Here is a 17296-nt window from a genome sequence, read left to right as displayed (position 1 = left end):
GGACCCTGTTCTGATGCTGTGAAATCTGGCACTGAATCGTTCAACTGTCCAGATAACGAAAATTTGTGTGATACACATCACGCAAAGATAGGGGGTGAGGTATTCAATGAGGTGATCTGAATCACAAAAATGGTGAGCAAAAAAAAGACGATGGCGAAAAATGACGCAAAAAACACCTCTTTCTGTGATTTGTATCACATTTTGCTTTCGTGTGTTTGTTTCTGGATTGTGACTGATTTCACAAAATATTTTTATGCAGATTTCTCTGGCTGCGATCGGCATCAGGATGGCAAAGCGCGACACGAAAAGCTAAAAAACCACTTTTGATGTGTGGTATGGCGAAAAGCTAAAAGGTGGATTACGCTCATATTGTAAGGTTAAGTCTATTATTATTCAGGATATATTTTGACACGCTTATAAACTTGCATGGAGATATTATAAAAATCCATACTCCCCGGCTCTGGAAATAATAAGCACCACCCTGTGTTTATAAAAATTAATTAGGTTGCGTACCGTTTTATTAATTTAATGAGTTGACGTTGTTTAAGTGAGGAGAATATGTTTCTCAACTATTTCGCGCTGGGCGTATTGATTTTTGTATTTCTGGTTCTTTTTTACGGAATCATCGCCATTCATGACATCCCTTACAATATGGCCAAAAAGCGTAACCACCCGCATGCCGATGCGATTCATACGGCAGGGTGGATTAGCCTGTTTACGCTCCATGCCATCTGGCCGTTCCTGTGGATTTGGGCCACGCTGTACCGTGAAGACCGCGGCTGGGGCATGCAGAACCACATCACAAAGCCTGACGAGGTTCCGGGCATGGATGCGCTCGCCAAACGCGTGGCGGAACTCGAACAAAAGCTGGCGGCAGCACAGCCTGCTGCTGATAAGAACACGCTGGAGCGCTAATCATGGATCTGTTGATTATTTTGACCTATGTGGCATTTGCCTGGGTGATTTTTAAAATATTCCGTATTCCGGTAAACCAGTGGACGCTTGCCACCGCGACTTTAGGCGGCGTGTTTATTGTTGCCGGACTTATTCTGCTCATGAACTATAACCACCCGTATACCTTTACGGCGCAAAAAGCGGTTATTTCTATTCCAATTACGCCGCAGGTGACTGGCGTGGTCAGTGAAGTGACCGATAAAAATAACCAGCTCATTAAAAAAGGCGAAGTGTTATTTAAATTGGATCCAGGCCGCTACCAGGCGCGCGTTGACAGACTCCAGGCCGACCTGGTGACCGCGACGCACAACATCGATAATCTGAAAGCGCAGCTGGCGGAAGCCGTCGCCAATACCACGCGCGTCTCCGCCGAGCGCGATCGCCTGTACAAAGATTATCAGCGCTACCTGAAAGGCAGCCAGGCGAAGGTGAATCCGTTCTCTGAAAGCGATATCGACAACGCGCGGCAGAATTACCTGGCACAGGATGCGCTGGTGAAAGGCTCCGTTGCTGAACAGGTGCAGATTCAAAGCCAGTTAGACAGCATGGTGAACGGCGAACAGTCGCAGATTGCCTCCCTGCGTGCCCAGCTTGCTGAAGCCAAATACAACCTGGATCAGACCGTGGTGCGTGCGCCCAGCAATGGCTATATCACCCAGGTGCTGATTCGTCCGGGGACCTATGCCGCCGCGCTGCCCCTGCGTCCGGTGATGGTCTTTATTCCTGAGCAGAAGCGCCAGATCGTGGCTCAGTTCCGTCAGAACTCGCTGCTGCGCCTGAAGCCGGGCGATGAAGCGGAAGTGGTGTTCAACGCGCTGCCGGGCCAGGTGTTCACCGGCAAGCTCACCAGCGTTCTGCCGGTGGTGCCAGGCGGGTCGTATCAGGCACAGGGCGCGCTGCAGGCACTGACGGTCGTGCCGGGTACGGATGGCGTACAGGCGCTAATTGAGCTGGAGCCTAACGCCGACGTCGATGCGCTGCCAGACGGTATTTACGCCCAGGTGGCCGTCTATTCGGACCATTTCGCCCACGTGTCGGTCATGCGTAAAGTGTTGCTGCGTATGACCAGCTGGATGCACTACCTCTATCTCGATCACTAATCCCTCCAGGGCAGGAATGCGACGCGCATACCTGCCCTTTTTTCATCGCTTGATCCATACTGACTTTTTTCCGGCATCAAGGATCAGGCAATGAAACTTATCGGTAGCTATACCAGTCCCTTCGTGCGAAAGATCTCAATTCTCCTGCTGGAGAAAGGGATTGAATTTGAATTCATCAATGAACAGCCTTACAACGCCGAAAACGGCGTCGCGCAGTACAACCCGCTGGGGAAAGTCCCGGCGCTGGTGACGGACGAGGGTGAATATTGGTTCGATTCCCCGATTATTGCGGAGTATATCGAGCTGCTGGGCGTTACCCCGGCAATGCTTCCGGCTGACCCCAAAGCGGCGCTGGCGGTGAAGCAAATTGAAGCCCTGGCCGATGGCATTATGGATGCGGCTCTCACCTCGGTGCGCGAACAGGCAAGGCCCGCCGCCCAGCAGTCAGAAAACGAACTGCTGCGCCAGCGGGAAAAAATCAGCCGAAGCCTGGACCGGTGCGAACAGCTTATCCGGGACGGAAAGATCCAAACCGACGACCTGAACCTGGCGACGATCGCCATCGCCTGCGCCATTGGCTATCTCAACTTCCGCCGCGTTTCCCCCGGCTGGTGCGTTGATCGTCCGCTGCTGGTAAAACTTGCCGACACGCTATTTAGCCGCGAGAGCTTTGCCCGTACAGAACCGCCAAAGGCTTGATGCGGGTTATAACACTTCGCTGCGGGAGGCGGTACAATCTCTCTACATGTTAACTCCCTCTCCCGTCGGGAGGGGGGAAGATATTTACTCGCCAGGCGCTTTCATGACTACTCATCATTCGCTGTACAGCCAGATCCCCGCTACCGACCGTCTCCTTCGCGAGCCCCGCATTCATGCTGCCGTTGAGCGTTTCGGTCATACCGCGACGGTTGAGATGCTACGTCTGCTTCAGGACGAAGCCCGATGCGCGATTCAGTCAGAAAACGCCTTGCCCGACTGGTGCGCAGCGTGGGAGCAGGAAGTTGAACATCGGCTGCACGAGAAAGCGCAAAGCGCGTTACGCCAGGTGATTAACCTGACGGGAACCGTCCTGCATACCAACCTGGGCCGCGCGCAGCAGGCGGAAGAGGCTATCGCGGCGGTCGGGCAGGCCATGCGCTCGCCTGTGACGCTGGAGTACGATCTGGACGGTGCCGGGCGCGGGCACCGCGATCGCGCGCTGGCGGAGCTGCTGTGCCAGCTGACCGGCGCGGAAGATGCCTGCATTGTAAATAACAACGCTGCGGCAGTGCTGCTGATGCTGGCGGCTACCGCCAGCGGCAAAGAGGTGGTGGTTTCCCGCGGCGAGCTGGTGGAGATTGGCGGGGCGTTTCGCATCCCGGACGTGATGCGCCAGGCGGGCTGCACGCTGCATGAAGTGGGCACCACTAACCGTACGCATGCGAAAGATTATCGCGCGGCGGTGAATGAAAATACCGCCCTGCTGATGAAGGTCCACACCAGCAATTACCATATTGAAGGCTTCACCAAAACGGTTGAAGAGGCCGAGCTGGCGGCGATTGGGCGCGAGCTGAATGTACCTGTGATTGCCGATCTCGGCAGCGGTTCGCTGGTCGATTTGAGCCTTTACGGGCTGCCAAAAGAGCCGATGCCGCAAGAGATGATTGCGGCGGGCGTCAGCCTGGTGAGCTTTTCCGGCGACAAACTGCTGGGCGGGCCGCAGGCCGGGATTATCGTAGGCAAGCGCGAGCTGATTGCGAAGCTGCAGCAGCACCCGCTCAAGCGCGCCCTGCGTGCCGATAAAATGACCCTTGCCGCGCTGGACGCGACGCTGCGTATCTATCTGCATCCGGAGAAGCTGGCCGAGAGCCTGCCCACGCTGCGCCTGTTAACCCGCGATGCCGCCTCGATTCGCGCCCAGGCCGAGTTACTGCTGCCGCACGTAGCCCCGCATTACCCCGATTTTGACGTGCGCATTGAACCTTGCCAGTCGCAGATTGGCAGCGGTTCGCTGCCGGTGGACAGGCTGCCGAGCGAGGCGCTTACGTTCACCCCGCGCGACGGGCGCGGCAGCCGCCTTGATGCCCTGTCGTCACGCTGGCGTGGTCTGCCGACGCCGGTTATCGGGCGGATTTACGACGGCCGAATGTGGCTGGATCTGCGCTGCCTTGAAGATGAAGAGCGATTTCTGGAGATGTTGTTGAAATGATTATTGCCACCGCCGGTCACGTCGACCACGGAAAAACCACGTTGCTACAGGCGATTACCGGCGTAAACGCCGACCGCCTGCCGGAAGAAAAAAAGCGCGGCATGACCATCGATCTGGGCTATGCCTACTGGCCCCAGCCCGATGGCCGCGTTCTGGGTTTTATTGATGTACCGGGGCATGAAAAGTTTCTGTCCAACATGCTGGCGGGTGTGGGCGGAATCGATCATGCCCTGCTGGTGGTGGCCTGTGATGATGGCGTCATGGCGCAAACCCGCGAGCATCTTGCGATCCTGCAGCTGACCGGCAACCCGCAGCTGACCGTGGCGCTAACCAAAGCCGATCGCGTGGATGACGCGCGCGTCAGCGAGGTGCGCGAAACGGTACAGGCAACCTTGCGGGAATATGGCTTTGCCGATGCTACGCTTTTTGTCACCGTGGCGACAGAAGGGCGAGGAATCGACGAACTTCGCCACCATTTACAGCAGCTTTCATCACGTGACCACGCCAGCCATCACCGTTTCCGTCTGGCCATTGACCGGGCCTTTACCGTGAAAGGTTCGGGCCTGGTGGTCACCGGTACGGCGCTCAGCGGCGAAGTGAAGGTCGGCGATAGCTTATGGCTGACGGGCGTTAACAAACCGATGCGCGTGCGCGGCCTGCATGCGCAAAACCAGCCCGCGGAGCAGGCCCACGCCGGGCAGCGAATCGCCCTTAACATTGCCGGGGATGCGGAAAAAGAGCAGCTTAGCCGCGGCGACTGGCTGCTGGCCGATGCGCCACCCGAACCGTCTGAACGCGTCATTGTCTCCCTGCAGACGCACGCGCCGCTGACCCAGTGGCAGCCGCTGCATATCCACCACGCGGCCAGCCATATCACCGGGCGGGTGTCGCTGCTGGAGAACGACCTTGCCGAACTGGTTTTCGATTCGCCGCTCTGGCTGGCAGACAACGATCGTCTGGTACTGCGTGATATTTCAGCGCGCGAAACGCTGGCCGGGGCGCGGGTGGTGGTGCTTAACCCACCGCGGCGCGGCAAGCGTAAACCTGAATATCTGCAGTGGCTGGCGGAGCTGGCGCATGCCAGAGAAGATAGCGCCGCGCTGCGGGTGCATCTTGAGCGCGGTGCGGTGAGTCTTAAGGATTTTGCATGGGCGCGCCAGCTGAGCGAAGAAGGCTTACGCCAGCTGACCCAGCAGCCGGGCTTTATTCAGGCCGGCAACAGCCTGCTCAATGCCCCGGTTGCGGCAAACTGGCAGCGTAAGATACTGAACACGCTGGCAACCTACCATGAACAGCATCAGGATGAGCCTGGCCCAGGTCGTGAACGTCTGCGACGCATGGCGCTGCCGATGGAAGACGATGCGCTGGTGCTGCTGCTGATTGAGAACATGCGCGAAAGCGGGGCGATCAAAAGCCACCACGGCTGGCTGCATCTGCCTGATCACAAGGCCGGGTTCACCGCGGAGCAAGAGGCAGTGTGGCAAAAAGTGGCCCCGCTGTTTGGCGATGAGCCGTGGTGGGTTCGCGATCTGGCTCGCGAAACGAACGCCGACGAGCAGGTAATGCGTCAGGTTCTGCGCCATGCGGCGCAGCAAGGGCTGATAGTCGCGATCGTGAAAGATCGTTATTACCGTAACGATCGGATTGTTGCGTTTGCGAACCTGATCCGCGAGCTGGATCAGGAGCGGGGCTCTACCTGCGCCGCCGATTTCCGCGACCGGCTGAACGTGGGCCGTAAGCTGGCAATTCAGATCCTGGAGTATTTCAACCGCATCGGCTTTACCCGCCGTCGCGGTAACGATCATGTCCTGCGAGATTCGCTGTTATTTCCTGAAACTCCGTGACCCCCGTCGTAAACACCGTTACCGGCTGGCGAGAAAATCGCCAGCCGGAACTACCCTTGTTGTACACCAACAGCAAGGAGACGGTCATGACAAACAATCCTCCCTCATCGCGTATCCAGCCCGGCGAGTATGGTTTTCCCCTCAAGCTGAAGCCCCGTTATGACAACTTTATTGGCGGCGACTGGGTCGCGCCCGTCGACGGCGAATACTATTCCAACCTGACCCCCGTTACCGGCCAGCCGCTGTGTGAAATAGCCAGCTCCGGCAAGCGTGATATCGACCTCGCGCTGGATGCGGCGCACAAAGCGAAAGATAAATGGGCCCATACCTCCGTTCAGGACCGCGCGGCCATTTTGTTCAAAATTGCCGACCGGATGGAGCAAAATCTGGAGCTGCTGGCAACGGCAGAAACCTGGGATAACGGCAAGCCGATCCGGGAAACGATGGCGGCAGACGTGCCGCTGGCCATTGACCATTTCCGCTATTTCGCCTCCTGCATTCGCGCTCAGGAGGGCGGGATCAGCGAGGTAGACAGCGACACCGTGGCGTATCACTTCCATGAACCGCTGGGCGTCGTCGGGCAAATTATTCCGTGGAACTTCCCGCTGCTGATGGCGAGCTGGAAAATGGCGCCGGCGCTGGCGGCCGGAAACTGTATTGTGCTGAAGCCGGCTCGTCTGACCCCGCTCTCGGTTCTGCTGCTGATGGAAATCGTCGGCGATCTGCTGCCCCCGGGCGTGATTAACGTGGTCAACGGCGCGGGCGGTGAGATAGGCGAATATCTGGCCACCTCAAAACGTATCGCCAAAGTGGCGTTTACCGGCTCGACGGAAGTGGGTCAGCAGATCATGCAGTACGCCACGCAGAACATTATTCCGGTGACCCTGGAGCTGGGGGGGAAATCCCCGAATATCTTCTTCGCGGACGTGATGGAGGAAGAGGATGCCTTCTTCGATAAAGCGCTGGAAGGGTTTGCGCTGTTTGCGTTTAACCAGGGCGAAGTCTGTACCTGCCCAAGCCGCGCGCTGGTGCAGGAGTCCATCTATGAGCGCTTTATGGAGCGCGCCATTCGCCGGGTCGAATCTATCCGCAGCGGTAACCCGCTCGATAACGTCACGCAGATGGGGGCGCAGGTCTCGCACGGACAGCTGGAGACTATCCTCAACTACATCGACATCGGCAAGAAAGAGGGCGCGGATATTCTGACCGGCGGTCGCCGTAAAGTGCTGGGAGGGGATCTGCAGGAAGGGTACTACCTTGAGCCGACGATCCTGTTCGGTCAGAACAACATGCGCGTTTTCCAGGAGGAAATTTTCGGACCGGTGCTGGCCGTGACCACCTTCAAAACGATGGAGGAGGCGCTGGAAATTGCCAACGACACGCCGTATGGCCTGGGGGCGGGCGTCTGGAGCCGCAACGGTAATCTGGCCTATAAAATGGGAAGGGGCATACAGGCCGGACGCGTCTGGACCAACTGCTACCACGCCTATCCGGCGCACGCGGCATTTGGGGGTTATAAGCAGTCGGGCATCGGGCGTGAAACCCACAAGATGATGCTGGAGCATTACCAGCAGACGAAATGTCTGCTGGTCAGCTACTCTGATAAACCGCTGGGGCTGTTCTAATCGCCCAGCTCAGGCCGTCCATGGGCGGCCTGAGCAATTTGCTGGCGCAGGCAGTTCAGTACGCCATCCAGGACGTATTGCACGCGCCAGGGCTGATATTCCCGTTTGCGGAAGATGGCGGTCAGATCGAGCCACCACTCCTCCTGATGCGGGAAGCAGGGGACCAACATGCCTTTTGTTAATTCTTTTTTCAGACTCTCTTTGGGCGCAAATACAATTCCAAGATGATTTCTTGCCAGCTCAAGGGCGGTCTGCGTATTGTCGCAAATATAATTCCCGGTTACCCGGTAATCATAAACGTTATCACTGCCGTGCACGCGGAAGCGCCAGATGTTTGCCTCATCGACCAGCATGGAATCAATGAGGATACAGGAGTGGTTAATTAAATCTTCAGGTCCTGTTAAGGGATGTTTATTTAAATATTCAACGGTTGCAAATGCCGTGACGGAATATTTTGTCAACACGCTGGCAACCAGGCTTTCATCTTTCGGCTGTGCATAGGTAATTAAAATATCGCAGTCGTCCGGAAAGGAAACACCTTCTGAAAATTCATTACGGTCCAGGTTGTAGGTTTTCAGGGAGATGCGAATGTCGCCAATGTCCTCAATCTGATGGATCACGTGTCGGGCAAGATAGGTCACGATACCTGTTGGGGCGTAGATCGTGACTTTTCCACGCTTTTCATGCTTATAATCCGCAATAAAATTAACAAGTTGACTGTTCTTATCCAGCGTGGCATTCACGTAAGGGAGTAACGCTTCGCCAAACTGGGTAAGGGCCAGCTGGCGAGTGGTACGCTCGAACACCTTGAGCCCAACCCGCGTTTCAAAATCAGACAGATATTTACTGACGTTGGCCTGCGCCATGCCCAGCAGGGCGGCAGCATCACCAATGCTGTGGGTTGCGGCGATGACGGAAATAATTTTTAATTCGCGTGGCTTTAGCTGTAATTTATTCATCATGCGCACCCATCTATATGATTTTATATATAATATTATATAAACCGCAGCGTTGCATTGGCAAATTTGTAACCATTATTATTCGCCTCGCTTGTTTGGCATTTAAATGGATTACATGTAATGACTATTAAATACAATTTACTCATCGCTGCCACGTTATTTGCAACATCCTCTGCAATGGCCGGTGACTTTTCACTTGGAGCGGGGGCAGTATTTAATGAGTCTCCTTACAAAGGATATAATGAAAATACCAGTGCAGTACCGTTAATTAGCTACGAAGGCGACAGATTCTATGTTCGCCAGACCACGGGCGGATGGATCCTGTGGAAAGACGCAAAAAATGAGTTCAGCCTGACCGCATCGTGGATGCCGCTGCATTTTGATCCTGATGATAACGACGACCATCAGATGAAGCAGCTGGACGAGCGCAAAGCGTCTGCCTTCATCGGCGGCGCCTACTACCGCCACGAAAGCTGGGGCTCTCTGAAAGTGGCCGTCTCTGGCGATGCGATGGATGAAAGCGGTGGCGTGATGGGCGAAGTATCGTACTTCCGTCCAATCAGGATGGAACGCCTGACCCTGACGCCATCGGTCGGGATTTTCTACAGCGACGAAAGCTATAACGACTACTACTACGGCGTATCCGGCAGCGAGTCTCGCCGCTCGGGTATGGATGAATACACCGCCGGCGACAGCTGGACGCCATACGTTGGCCTGGCCGCCAAATATCAGTTAACCCAGAAGCTGTATCTCAACGCCAGCGCGGTCTATACCGTATTACCTGACGACGTGAAGAACAGCCCGATGATCGACCGCGACGACAGCTTCGCGCTGATGACCGGCCTGACCTGGCGCTTCTGATGTAATAAAGCCGGGTGGCGGCTTCGCCTTACCCGGCCTACGATCTGTAAAGTGCATCACTGGCCGTAGTAGGCATTTGCCCCGTGCTTGCGCAGATAATGCTTGTCGAGCAGCTCCTGCTGCATAACCGGAAGCTGTGGCGCGAGCTGGCGAGAGAACAGGCCCATATAGGCGCACTCTTCCAGCACGACGGCATTGTGGACCGCATCGGCAGCGTCTTTACCCCAGGCGAACGGGCCGTGGGAGTGGACCAGCACCGCCGGGACCTGCATCGGGCTGAGATCGCGCTCCTCGAAGGTTTTGATGATCACTTCACCCGTCTGATATTCATATTCTCCGGCAATCTCTGCCGCGGTCATCAGGCGCGTGCAGGGGATCGCCCCGTAGAAATAATCCGCGTGAGTTGTGCCCCAGGCGGGTAAATCCTGTCCTGCCTGGGACCAGATAGTGGCATGTCGCGAATGGGTATGCACGATGCCGCCAATCTCCGGGTAACGGCGGTACAGCGCAAGGTGGGTCGGCGTGTCTGATGAGGGTTTCTTGCTGCCTTCGACCACCTCGCCGGTTGCGATATTCACCACCACCATATCCTTTGCCGTCATCACCTCGTATTCCACGCCGGAGGGCTTGATGACCATCATGCCGCTTTCCCGGTCGACCGCGCTGACGTTGCCCCAGGTAAACGTCACCAGCTGGTGGGCAGGCAGCGCCAGGTTTGCCGCCAGCACCTCGTCTTTGAGTTCTTCTAACACGTCATGCCTCCTTCCTGCATACGGGCTTCAATCCATCGGCGCGCCTGGATAATCTCCAGCACCGGCTCTTTTGCTTTTTCAGTCCACATTTCAATCAGAAACGCGCCGCGATAGTTCAGCTGATTGAGCGTGTTAAACACGCCAACAAAATCGACGCAGCCCTCGCCAAACGGCACGTCGCGGAACTGGCCGGGGCTTTGCTCGGTCACGGGCTGGGTATCTTTCAGGTGGATCGCGGCGATGCGGTCAATGCCCAGCGTCAGCTCGGCGGTGACGTCGTTGCCCCACGCGCTCAGGTTGCCGACGTCCGGGTAAACGCTGAACCACGGCGAGGCGAGCATGTCGTCCCACTTTTTCCATTTGCTGATGGAGTTCATAAACGCGGTATCCATGATCTCCACCGCCAGCATCACCTGCGCGGCAGCGGCTTGCTCGACGGCCCACGCCAGCCCTTCGGCAAAGCGCTGCTGCGTGCCCTCGTCGTGCTCTTCGTAGTACACGTCATAACCCGCAAGCTGAATGGTGCGAATGCCCAAGTCACGTGCCAGCTTAATGGCCTTCGTCATGATCTCGCGGGCGCGCTCGCGGGCGGTTTCATCCCGGCTGCCAAACGGGAAGCGACGGTGGGCAGATAAACACATGGAGGGGATTGCCACACCGGTCTCCAGCATCGCTTCAACCAGCGAAGCGCGCTGCGTGGTGCTCCACTCGAGGCGTGACAAACGCTCGTCGGTCTCGTCGACTGACATCTCAACAAAATCGAACCCGCAGCTTTTCGCCAGCACCAGACGTTCCGGCCAGGAGAGATCTTTCGGCAGCGCTTTTTCGTAAATACCTAACGGATGTTGACGCATGATTACGCTCCCCAGATGTCGCAGATTTGCGCGTGGAATGCCTGTGCCACCTGCGGTGGATTGGCGGCACCTGCCAGCGCGCGCCCGGCAATAAAGGCTTTAACGTTGATCTGCTTAAACAGCGGCAGGTCGGCGGGAGTGATGCCACCGGTCACCGAGAGCTGCAAACCGATGTCGGAGAGCGCTTTCATTTTCGCGAGATCCGCTTCACCCCACTGCTGCCCGCTGGCCTGCGCGTCGCGTCCGCGGTGATAAATGGCCTGCTTCACGCCGATGCGGTGCCAGTCGCGCGCGTCGTCCAGCGTCCAGTTGCCAAAGAGCTCCATCTGGATTTCACCTCCGCAGCGCAGCGCCACCTCGTGGCCTCGTTCCACGGTGGCCAGCGGCGCGGCGCAGATGATGGTCAACCAGTTCGCGCCTGCGCCAAATGCCTGTTCAGCCAGCGTTTCTCCGGCATCGGCGACTTTCCAGTCCGCCACGACGATCTTATCCGGGCACTGCTCGCGCAGGGCGCGCACGGCGTTCAGCCCTTCGGTCAGGCACAAAATGGTGCCCGCTTCGACGATATCGACGTGTTCTGAAAGCGTCGCGACATCGCGCTGGGCGGCCTGAAGCGAGGTGTGGTCGAGCGCCAGCTGCAGTAATGGTCTGCTCATAGGTCGTACTCCTTAATACGGGCGTGGTAGCCCTGCAATGCTGAAATCAGTAACTGGTAGCGGTGATATTTGCGCTGATAGGCCGCATGGGCGCGCATATCGGGCTCGATGACCCGGATGTCATGCTTAAGCGCGCGCTGCGCCGCGTGGAAGTCGGTGAAAGCGCCGGTGCCAACCATCGCGGCCAGCGCGGCGCCGGAACAGCCCGTCTCTTCCACCTGCGGCAGTTCAATGGCCAGCCCGCTGACGTCTGCGAGCATTTGCATCCACACGTCAGAATGGGTTGGGCCACCCGTCACGCGCAGGGTATGAACGTGGGTAAAACGTTCAAGCATGCGGTTGAGGTGGGTCATGTGGCTAAATACCACGCCCTCATAAACCGCCTGCAGCAGGTGCGCGCGGGTATGCAGCGCCTGCATGCCGTAGAAACCGCTGGTCATCTCCAGCCCGGCGTTGCTGCCGTAGAGGAACGGCAGGAAGAGCAGATCGCTTTCGGCTTTCGGCAGGCTGGCCACGGCGCGGTTGATTTCGCTGAACGGCATGTCGCCCCACTGCGCGGTCAGCCATTCAAGGTTGCCGGAAGAGGTGGGGCTGGCTTCGTGGACGATGTACTGCTGCGGGTGAACGTAACGTCCATAGACATACGGAAACGGTTCGTTGTCCCGAAGTGCATTGGCAATCCCGCTGGTGACGGCCCAGGTGCCCATCACGGCGTTCAGCGTATGTTCGTCGTGCAGTCCGGCACAGATCGCGGTGGAAACCACATCAAACAGTCCGCCAACGACAGGCGTACCCGCCGCGAGACCGGTAAGCGCGGCTGCCTGAGCGGTGATTTCCCCGCAGATTTCTGCTGAACCGACAATCGGCGACAGAGCGTCATCAATCTCGTTGATACCGAGCCAGCGCGTAAGCTGCGGGTCATACTGGCCGGTATTCATGTTGTAGAGATTGGACTCGGAGATGTTGCTCTCTTCGCAGCCCTTCACGCCGGTCAGACACCAGCGCAGATAGTCGTGCGCCATCATCACGCAGCCAATGTGCTGATAACGCTGCGGCTCGTTCTCTTTGACCCAGCGCAGAAGCGAGGCCGGATGCCCGGTCCAAAGCGTCTGGCGCGTATGCGGGTAGAGTTTTTCGGGGATACCGTCCTGCTGCCAGCGCTGCACAATGTCCAGTGCCCGGCGGTCAGAGGAGAGGATGGCGTTGCCCAGCGGTTGGTCCTGTTTATCAAGCAGAAACAGTCCTTTGCCCTGAGCTGAAATACCGACACCTTTGATCTGTTTTCCGTTTACTCCTGAATTTTTGAGCAGCAAGGCGACGGTCGCGTGGCAGTGCTGCCATAGCTGATGCATATCCCGCTCGGCGTAGCCCGCTCGCGGGCTGAGCGTGGCAACGGAGCGGCGTTCGATACTGACCTCTTTGCCCTGGCTGTTGTATAAACCGGCTTTCAGATAAGTACCGCCACAATCGATACCCAGCCAGTAGGGCTCTTTTTCACTCATCTTCTTCTCGCTTATTCGCCGGGTGGCGCTTCGCTTACCCGGCCTACGGTTTGGTTTAGTGGGGTAGGTGAGGGCATCAGGCCGCACGCTTGTGTGGGGTCACCGTGGGATTAGGCTCTGCGCCGGCATCGCATTTTGCCGGCAATAGCAGGGCCAGCAGCGACGCCAGCGCCAGAGAGACCGCCAGGCAGTAAACGCCCGCATCTTTGCTGTACAGGGTGATCAGCACGCCTACGGCATAAGGGCCACAGAACCCACCGAGGTTCCCCAGGGCGTTGATCACGCCGCGCGCACCGCCCGCCATTTCGGCGCTGAACAGACGCGCCGGAATGGTCCAGAACACGCCCGCGGCGGATTGCAGGAAGAAGCCGCAGCCCACCAGTGCGGCATAGGCCAGCCAGGTGTTGGCTTTCAGCGCCACGGAGAGGAACATGCAGAGCGCGAAGCCAATCAACGGCAGGGAGACAAACAGCTTGCGCTTGCCGGTGCGGTCAGAGAGCGTGGAGAACAGGAACATGCCCGCAATGGCGCCGATGTAAGGCAGAATGGCGAGCATACCCACCTGGCCGATGCTGGTATGCGTCAGTTCCTTCAGGATAGTGGGCAGCCAAAGGGTGTAACCGTAAATCCCGGTCTGATAGAAGAAGTTCAGGGCGATCAGCTGCCACATGGTTTTGTCAGACAGCACCGCGCTGAGCGAGGCATTTTTCACCTCTTTTCCGGCGATGGCCTGCTGTTCCGCCGCCAGCGTTTGCACCAGATAGTTTTTCTCGGCGTCTGAGATCCAGCGGGCTTCCTGCGGACGGTCATAAACGGTGAATGCCCAGAGCACCAGCACCACAACGGACATCAGCCCTTCAATAATGAACAGCCAGCGCCAGTCGAGTGCGGTAATAATCCAGCCCGACAGCGGGGCGGTGATGATCCCGGCGATGGGCACAAACATGATCACGATGGCGTTGGCGCGGCCGCGCTCGGCGTCCGGGAACCAGTTGCTGATCATCGTGAGCACAACGGGCAGCATCCCGCCTTCCGCCACGCCGAGCAAAAAACGCAGCACCAGAAGCTGATACTGATTAGTGACAAGCCCGGTCAGCACCGAGATCACCGCCCAGGCGACCAGCGACCAGCCGATAAACTTCTTGCCGCTGCCGTGCACGGCAATCTTGCCGCCGGGAACCTGCAGGAACAGATAGCCGATAAAGAATATGCCACCCGCCAGGCCTGCCATCGTCGCGGTAATACCTAATTCCTCATCCATACCACCCGGCATCGCAAACGCGATATTCACGCGGTCCATATATGAAATAATGCAGGCAATAAGAATGGGAGGAATGATTCTTAGCCAGCGCTGACGCGGAATATCCGCATGTAAGGCTTGAGTAGACGTATTCATATTTAATCTCTCAGTGTAGGTAACCGGAATAAGGTTTTTTTATTGTTATTGTGTTGCTTTTTTCATGGCGCTAATGCCGTCGCGCAAAATAGCGATGCGGTGGCTGACGTCAGCATTAGCATTAATTTCCAGTAACTTAATACCGGAGAATTTCAATGTTGCGGCGCTCGCCGCAGTAAAGAGTAATTTTGCGTGTTCAGTGGACATCAAACTGTCAGTGCAGAACGAAGAAAACGGCGCGTGCAGATCCTGCCATTCTCCGTACTCGCCGCTGGTGGTTGTACCCGAAAACATTAAGGCCCCCAGTTTCCCGGCATCGAGCGCGGCCTGAACATGTTCAAGCGGTAGGGTCGTATTACGGCCTTCAATGGCCGAGCGCGCCCAGTTGATACAGACGCTGATATCCGTTCCTTTCACCACCTCCAGCACCTGCGCCAGGGGTAAAAATCCCTTACGCGGTGCGGATCCCGTCATGGCGTCGCAGTGTTCCAGCACAAGATCGCAGGACCAGTCCCAGCCCGCGATTTCACGGATGGAACGGGCGAACGCCTCGGTAGCCTGCTCAACTGAAGCATTGCCCGCCTGCGGCGCGGCCTGCATCTCCAGGGCAATGACTTTCCCGGGAAAACGGGCGTTAACGGCAGCAATCTTCTGGCGCAGATGGCGGTAAAATTCGACGCTGGCTTTACGCTGTTCTTCATCGGCGGAGGCCAGGCCAAACGCACCGTTTGTGCCGCGGCGGCGCATGGTTTCCATCACGGCGGTTACCACGATTTGCCATTCACCCGGCGTATGGCGGAACAGCCATTCATCCCCATAAGGATGGAGATGTTCAAGGCAGGGTTGTTCCAGCCCGCGAATGTGTGGCGTGTCAGAAAGTTCCCGCCAGAAGGTTTGTTCTTCTTGTTCCCCTTTCTGGTGAAACGAGGGTGCGCAGGGGTACGCACCAATAATAAAACCGGTGTTGGTCATTTCGCGTTCCTGTATTTATCAGAAAATTAATCTAATTCGCTGATTGCCACTTTCACCACAATTTTACGAATTGTGGTTTCCTTGTTTTTAATACAGGCAGGACGGTGTACATCCTGCGGGAAAAATATGGCATAACTGCCGGGTATCATTTCGATAAACGATTCGCGTTCGCTGTCGTGATAAAAAATAATATCCCGCTGTTCCAGTAATGATTCGCTGATTTCGTTATTGCCGGTATCAATGGCGATACCGATTTTTTCTTCACCCCAGGCCAGAAACTGTATATCCAGATAACGGCGATGCACTTCCGGGCGATTCTCGTGCTGTTCCCGGGTGGTGAGATCCAGCACCTGGGCAAAGATGTTGCGTCCCTCAATTTCAACGACACCCGGCTTGAGCATGCTGAAATCCGTGGTACGCAGAAAATCTAACGCTTTTTCAATCGCCCGCGGCAGGCGACACGGATTTGGCTGTGAAATATGTCCGAATATCATGGCCTACTCCTTACAGAGACTGGATTTTCGCCCACACGCTGTCATCAACCGTGATGCCGTTGCGGCGGTTCTCTTCAAGCAAACGGGTGAACTCATGCCCCGGCAGACGAACGGCGACATTGTCATCAGCGCGTTCGGCGGTGGTGATGAAGTCCATGATGCGCTGCAGTTTGGCATCGCGGGTCGGGGCGTCGATCAGGCGATCGACCTCGATGGCGATAAAGATCTGAGATACGCCGTATTCGTCACTGTTGTCCTGCGTGACTTCCGCGACGGAAGCGCCATTGGAAAGCAGGGTGGCGATCATGTCGAGCACGATGGATAAGCCTGAACCTTTCCAGTAACCCATTGGCAGAATCCGGCGGTTTTTCTCAATTACGCCGGGCTCTCTGGTGAGATTGCCTTCGTCGTCAAAGCCGCCGTCTACCGGCAGCTCACGTCCGGCCAGGCGATTCACTTCCAGCATGCCGTAGGAGAACATCGACATCGACATATCGACCATGGTGATCGGGCTGGTGGGAATGGCGACGATCAGCGGGTTGGTGCCGATGCAGCACTCTTTTGATCCCCACGCGGGCATGACGGCAATGGAGTTGGTCCAGCAAATGCCGATGTAGCCCTTCTCCGCCGCCTGCCAGCCGTAGCTGCCGCCGCGCATCCAGTGGTTAGCGTTACGCAGTGCCACCAGACCAATGCCGTGATCGGAGGCCAGTTCGGTGGCGCGATCCATCATCTTTTTCGCCGTCAGGTTGCCAATGGATCGCTGGGCGTCCCACTGTTCGATAGCCCCTAATGTCGTCACCCGTTTGGGCTGGGCATCAGGAATGATATCGCCGGCATCAAGCTGCTGAATAAAGCGCGGGAAGCGGTTGACGCCATGTGAATAGACGCCGGATTCCGTGGTGCGGGCAAACATTTCCGCGCAGGCATCTGCGGTATCCGCGTTGACGCCGCGATCGAGCAGAACCCGATTGAACGCCGCTTTCAACTCTTCGAAGGTCACTTTCATCCCTGTTCTCCTGTTCTTTTAAGGGCAAGTGCGAATGCTTTTTTATCGCTAAATTTCACTATGCGAAATCTGATTTCAAATATAGCGATCAAATTTTGCCAGATCAACGACATTCATGTTTTTCAAAATC

16 protein-coding genes are annotated in these 17296 nt (G+C 56.8%); 7 read left to right on the top strand and 9 right to left on the bottom strand.

Annotated elements, in window-relative coordinates; translation table 11 throughout:
• Positions 1 to 558: 558 nt before the first annotated feature.
• The 6 genes from AC3WOK_RS18360 to aldB all read left to right on the top strand — a co-directional run bounded on the left by AC3WOK_RS18360 (position 559) and on the right by aldB (position 7711).
• Positions 559 to 915 (top strand): DUF3302 domain-containing protein, encoded by a 357-nt coding sequence (locus AC3WOK_RS18360; RefSeq protein ID WP_032644441.1) that lies wholly within the window; start codon positions 559 to 561, stop codon positions 913 to 915.
• A gap of 2 nt (positions 916 to 917) precedes the next feature.
• Positions 918 to 2054 (top strand): HlyD family secretion protein, encoded by a 1137-nt coding sequence (locus tag AC3WOK_RS18355; RefSeq protein WP_059311830.1) that lies wholly within the window; start codon positions 918 to 920, stop codon positions 2052 to 2054.
• Positions 2055 to 2144: 90 nt separating this feature from the next.
• Positions 2145 to 2753, top strand: a complete 609-nt coding sequence (locus tag AC3WOK_RS18350; RefSeq protein ID WP_063429437.1) for a glutathione S-transferase — start codon at positions 2145 to 2147, stop codon at positions 2751 to 2753.
• Between the two features lie 103 nt (positions 2754 to 2856).
• Positions 2857 to 4242 (top strand): L-seryl-tRNA(Sec) selenium transferase, encoded by a 1386-nt coding sequence (gene selA / locus AC3WOK_RS18345; protein WP_492354926.1) that lies wholly within the window; start codon positions 2857 to 2859, stop codon positions 4240 to 4242.
• Positions 4239 to 6086, top strand: a complete 1848-nt coding sequence (gene selB / locus AC3WOK_RS18340) for a selenocysteine-specific translation elongation factor (protein ID WP_492354925.1) — start codon at positions 4239 to 4241, stop codon at positions 6084 to 6086. Before selA ends, selB begins: the two co-directional genes overlap by 4 nt.
• A gap of 86 nt (positions 6087 to 6172) precedes the next feature.
• On the top strand, positions 6173 to 7711 hold the full coding sequence (gene aldB, locus AC3WOK_RS18335; protein ID WP_039261144.1) for an aldehyde dehydrogenase AldB: 1539 nt from the start codon (positions 6173 to 6175) through the stop codon (positions 7709 to 7711).
• Here aldB and AC3WOK_RS18330 read toward each other — a convergent pair.
• Complete coding sequence (locus tag AC3WOK_RS18330; protein WP_492354924.1) at positions 7708 to 8673, bottom strand: LysR family transcriptional regulator; 966 nt, start codon at positions 8671 to 8673, stop codon at positions 7708 to 7710. The genes aldB and AC3WOK_RS18330 overlap by 4 nt on opposite strands.
• A 117-nt stretch (positions 8674 to 8790) precedes the next feature.
• Here AC3WOK_RS18330 and AC3WOK_RS18325 point away from each other — a divergent pair, with 117 nt between their 5' ends.
• Positions 8791 to 9531 carry a MipA/OmpV family protein gene (locus tag AC3WOK_RS18325; protein WP_492354923.1) on the top strand — a complete coding sequence of 247 codons (741 nt, stop codon included), beginning with the start codon at positions 8791 to 8793 and terminating at the stop codon, positions 9529 to 9531.
• Positions 9532 to 9587: 56 nt separating this feature from the next.
• Here AC3WOK_RS18325 and araD read toward each other — a convergent pair whose 3' ends face one another.
• From araD to yiaK, 8 genes are all read right to left on the bottom strand, one after another.
• On the bottom strand, positions 9588 to 10283 hold the full coding sequence (araD, locus tag AC3WOK_RS18320; protein ID WP_492354922.1) for an L-ribulose-5-phosphate 4-epimerase: 696 nt from the start codon (positions 10281 to 10283) through the stop codon (positions 9588 to 9590).
• Positions 10277 to 11137, bottom strand: a complete 861-nt coding sequence (locus tag AC3WOK_RS18315) for an L-ribulose-5-phosphate 3-epimerase (protein WP_492354921.1) — start codon at positions 11135 to 11137, stop codon at positions 10277 to 10279. The genes araD and AC3WOK_RS18315 overlap by 7 nt, the downstream gene beginning before the upstream one ends.
• A 2-nt stretch (positions 11138 to 11139) precedes the next feature.
• The gene (gene ulaD / locus AC3WOK_RS18310) at positions 11140 to 11793 is read right to left on the bottom strand and encodes a 3-keto-L-gulonate-6-phosphate decarboxylase UlaD (RefSeq protein WP_492354920.1); all 654 of its coding nucleotides are present in this window, start codon (positions 11791 to 11793) and stop codon (positions 11140 to 11142) included.
• Complete coding sequence (locus AC3WOK_RS18305) at positions 11790 to 13295, bottom strand: FGGY-family carbohydrate kinase (protein ID WP_492354919.1); 1506 nt, start codon at positions 13293 to 13295, stop codon at positions 11790 to 11792. The genes ulaD and AC3WOK_RS18305 overlap by 4 nt, the downstream gene beginning before the upstream one ends.
• Positions 13296 to 13371: 76 nt before the next feature.
• Positions 13372 to 14691 carry an MFS transporter gene (locus AC3WOK_RS18300; RefSeq protein ID WP_047347614.1) on the bottom strand — a complete coding sequence of 440 codons (1320 nt, stop codon included), beginning with the start codon at positions 14689 to 14691 and terminating at the stop codon, positions 13372 to 13374.
• 45 nt (positions 14692 to 14736) lie between these two features.
• Positions 14737 to 15663: a DUF4862 family protein gene (locus AC3WOK_RS18295; protein WP_492354918.1), complete on the bottom strand. Its 927-nt coding sequence runs from the start codon at positions 15661 to 15663 to the stop codon at positions 14737 to 14739.
• 26 nt (positions 15664 to 15689) lie between these two features.
• A complete protein-coding gene (locus AC3WOK_RS18290) occupies positions 15690 to 16157 on the bottom strand; it encodes a YhcH/YjgK/YiaL family protein (protein ID WP_059311816.1) in 468 nt (155 codons plus the stop codon).
• Positions 16158 to 16167: 10 nt separating this feature from the next.
• Complete coding sequence (gene yiaK / locus AC3WOK_RS18285) at positions 16168 to 17166, bottom strand: 3-dehydro-L-gulonate 2-dehydrogenase (protein WP_047347617.1); 999 nt, start codon at positions 17164 to 17166, stop codon at positions 16168 to 16170.
• Positions 17167 to 17296 lie beyond the last annotated feature (130 nt).

The sequence above is a fragment of the Enterobacter sp. FW301-JW81 genome, assembly GCF_058788735.1.
This window is presented reverse-complemented; position numbering and strand designations above follow the sequence as displayed.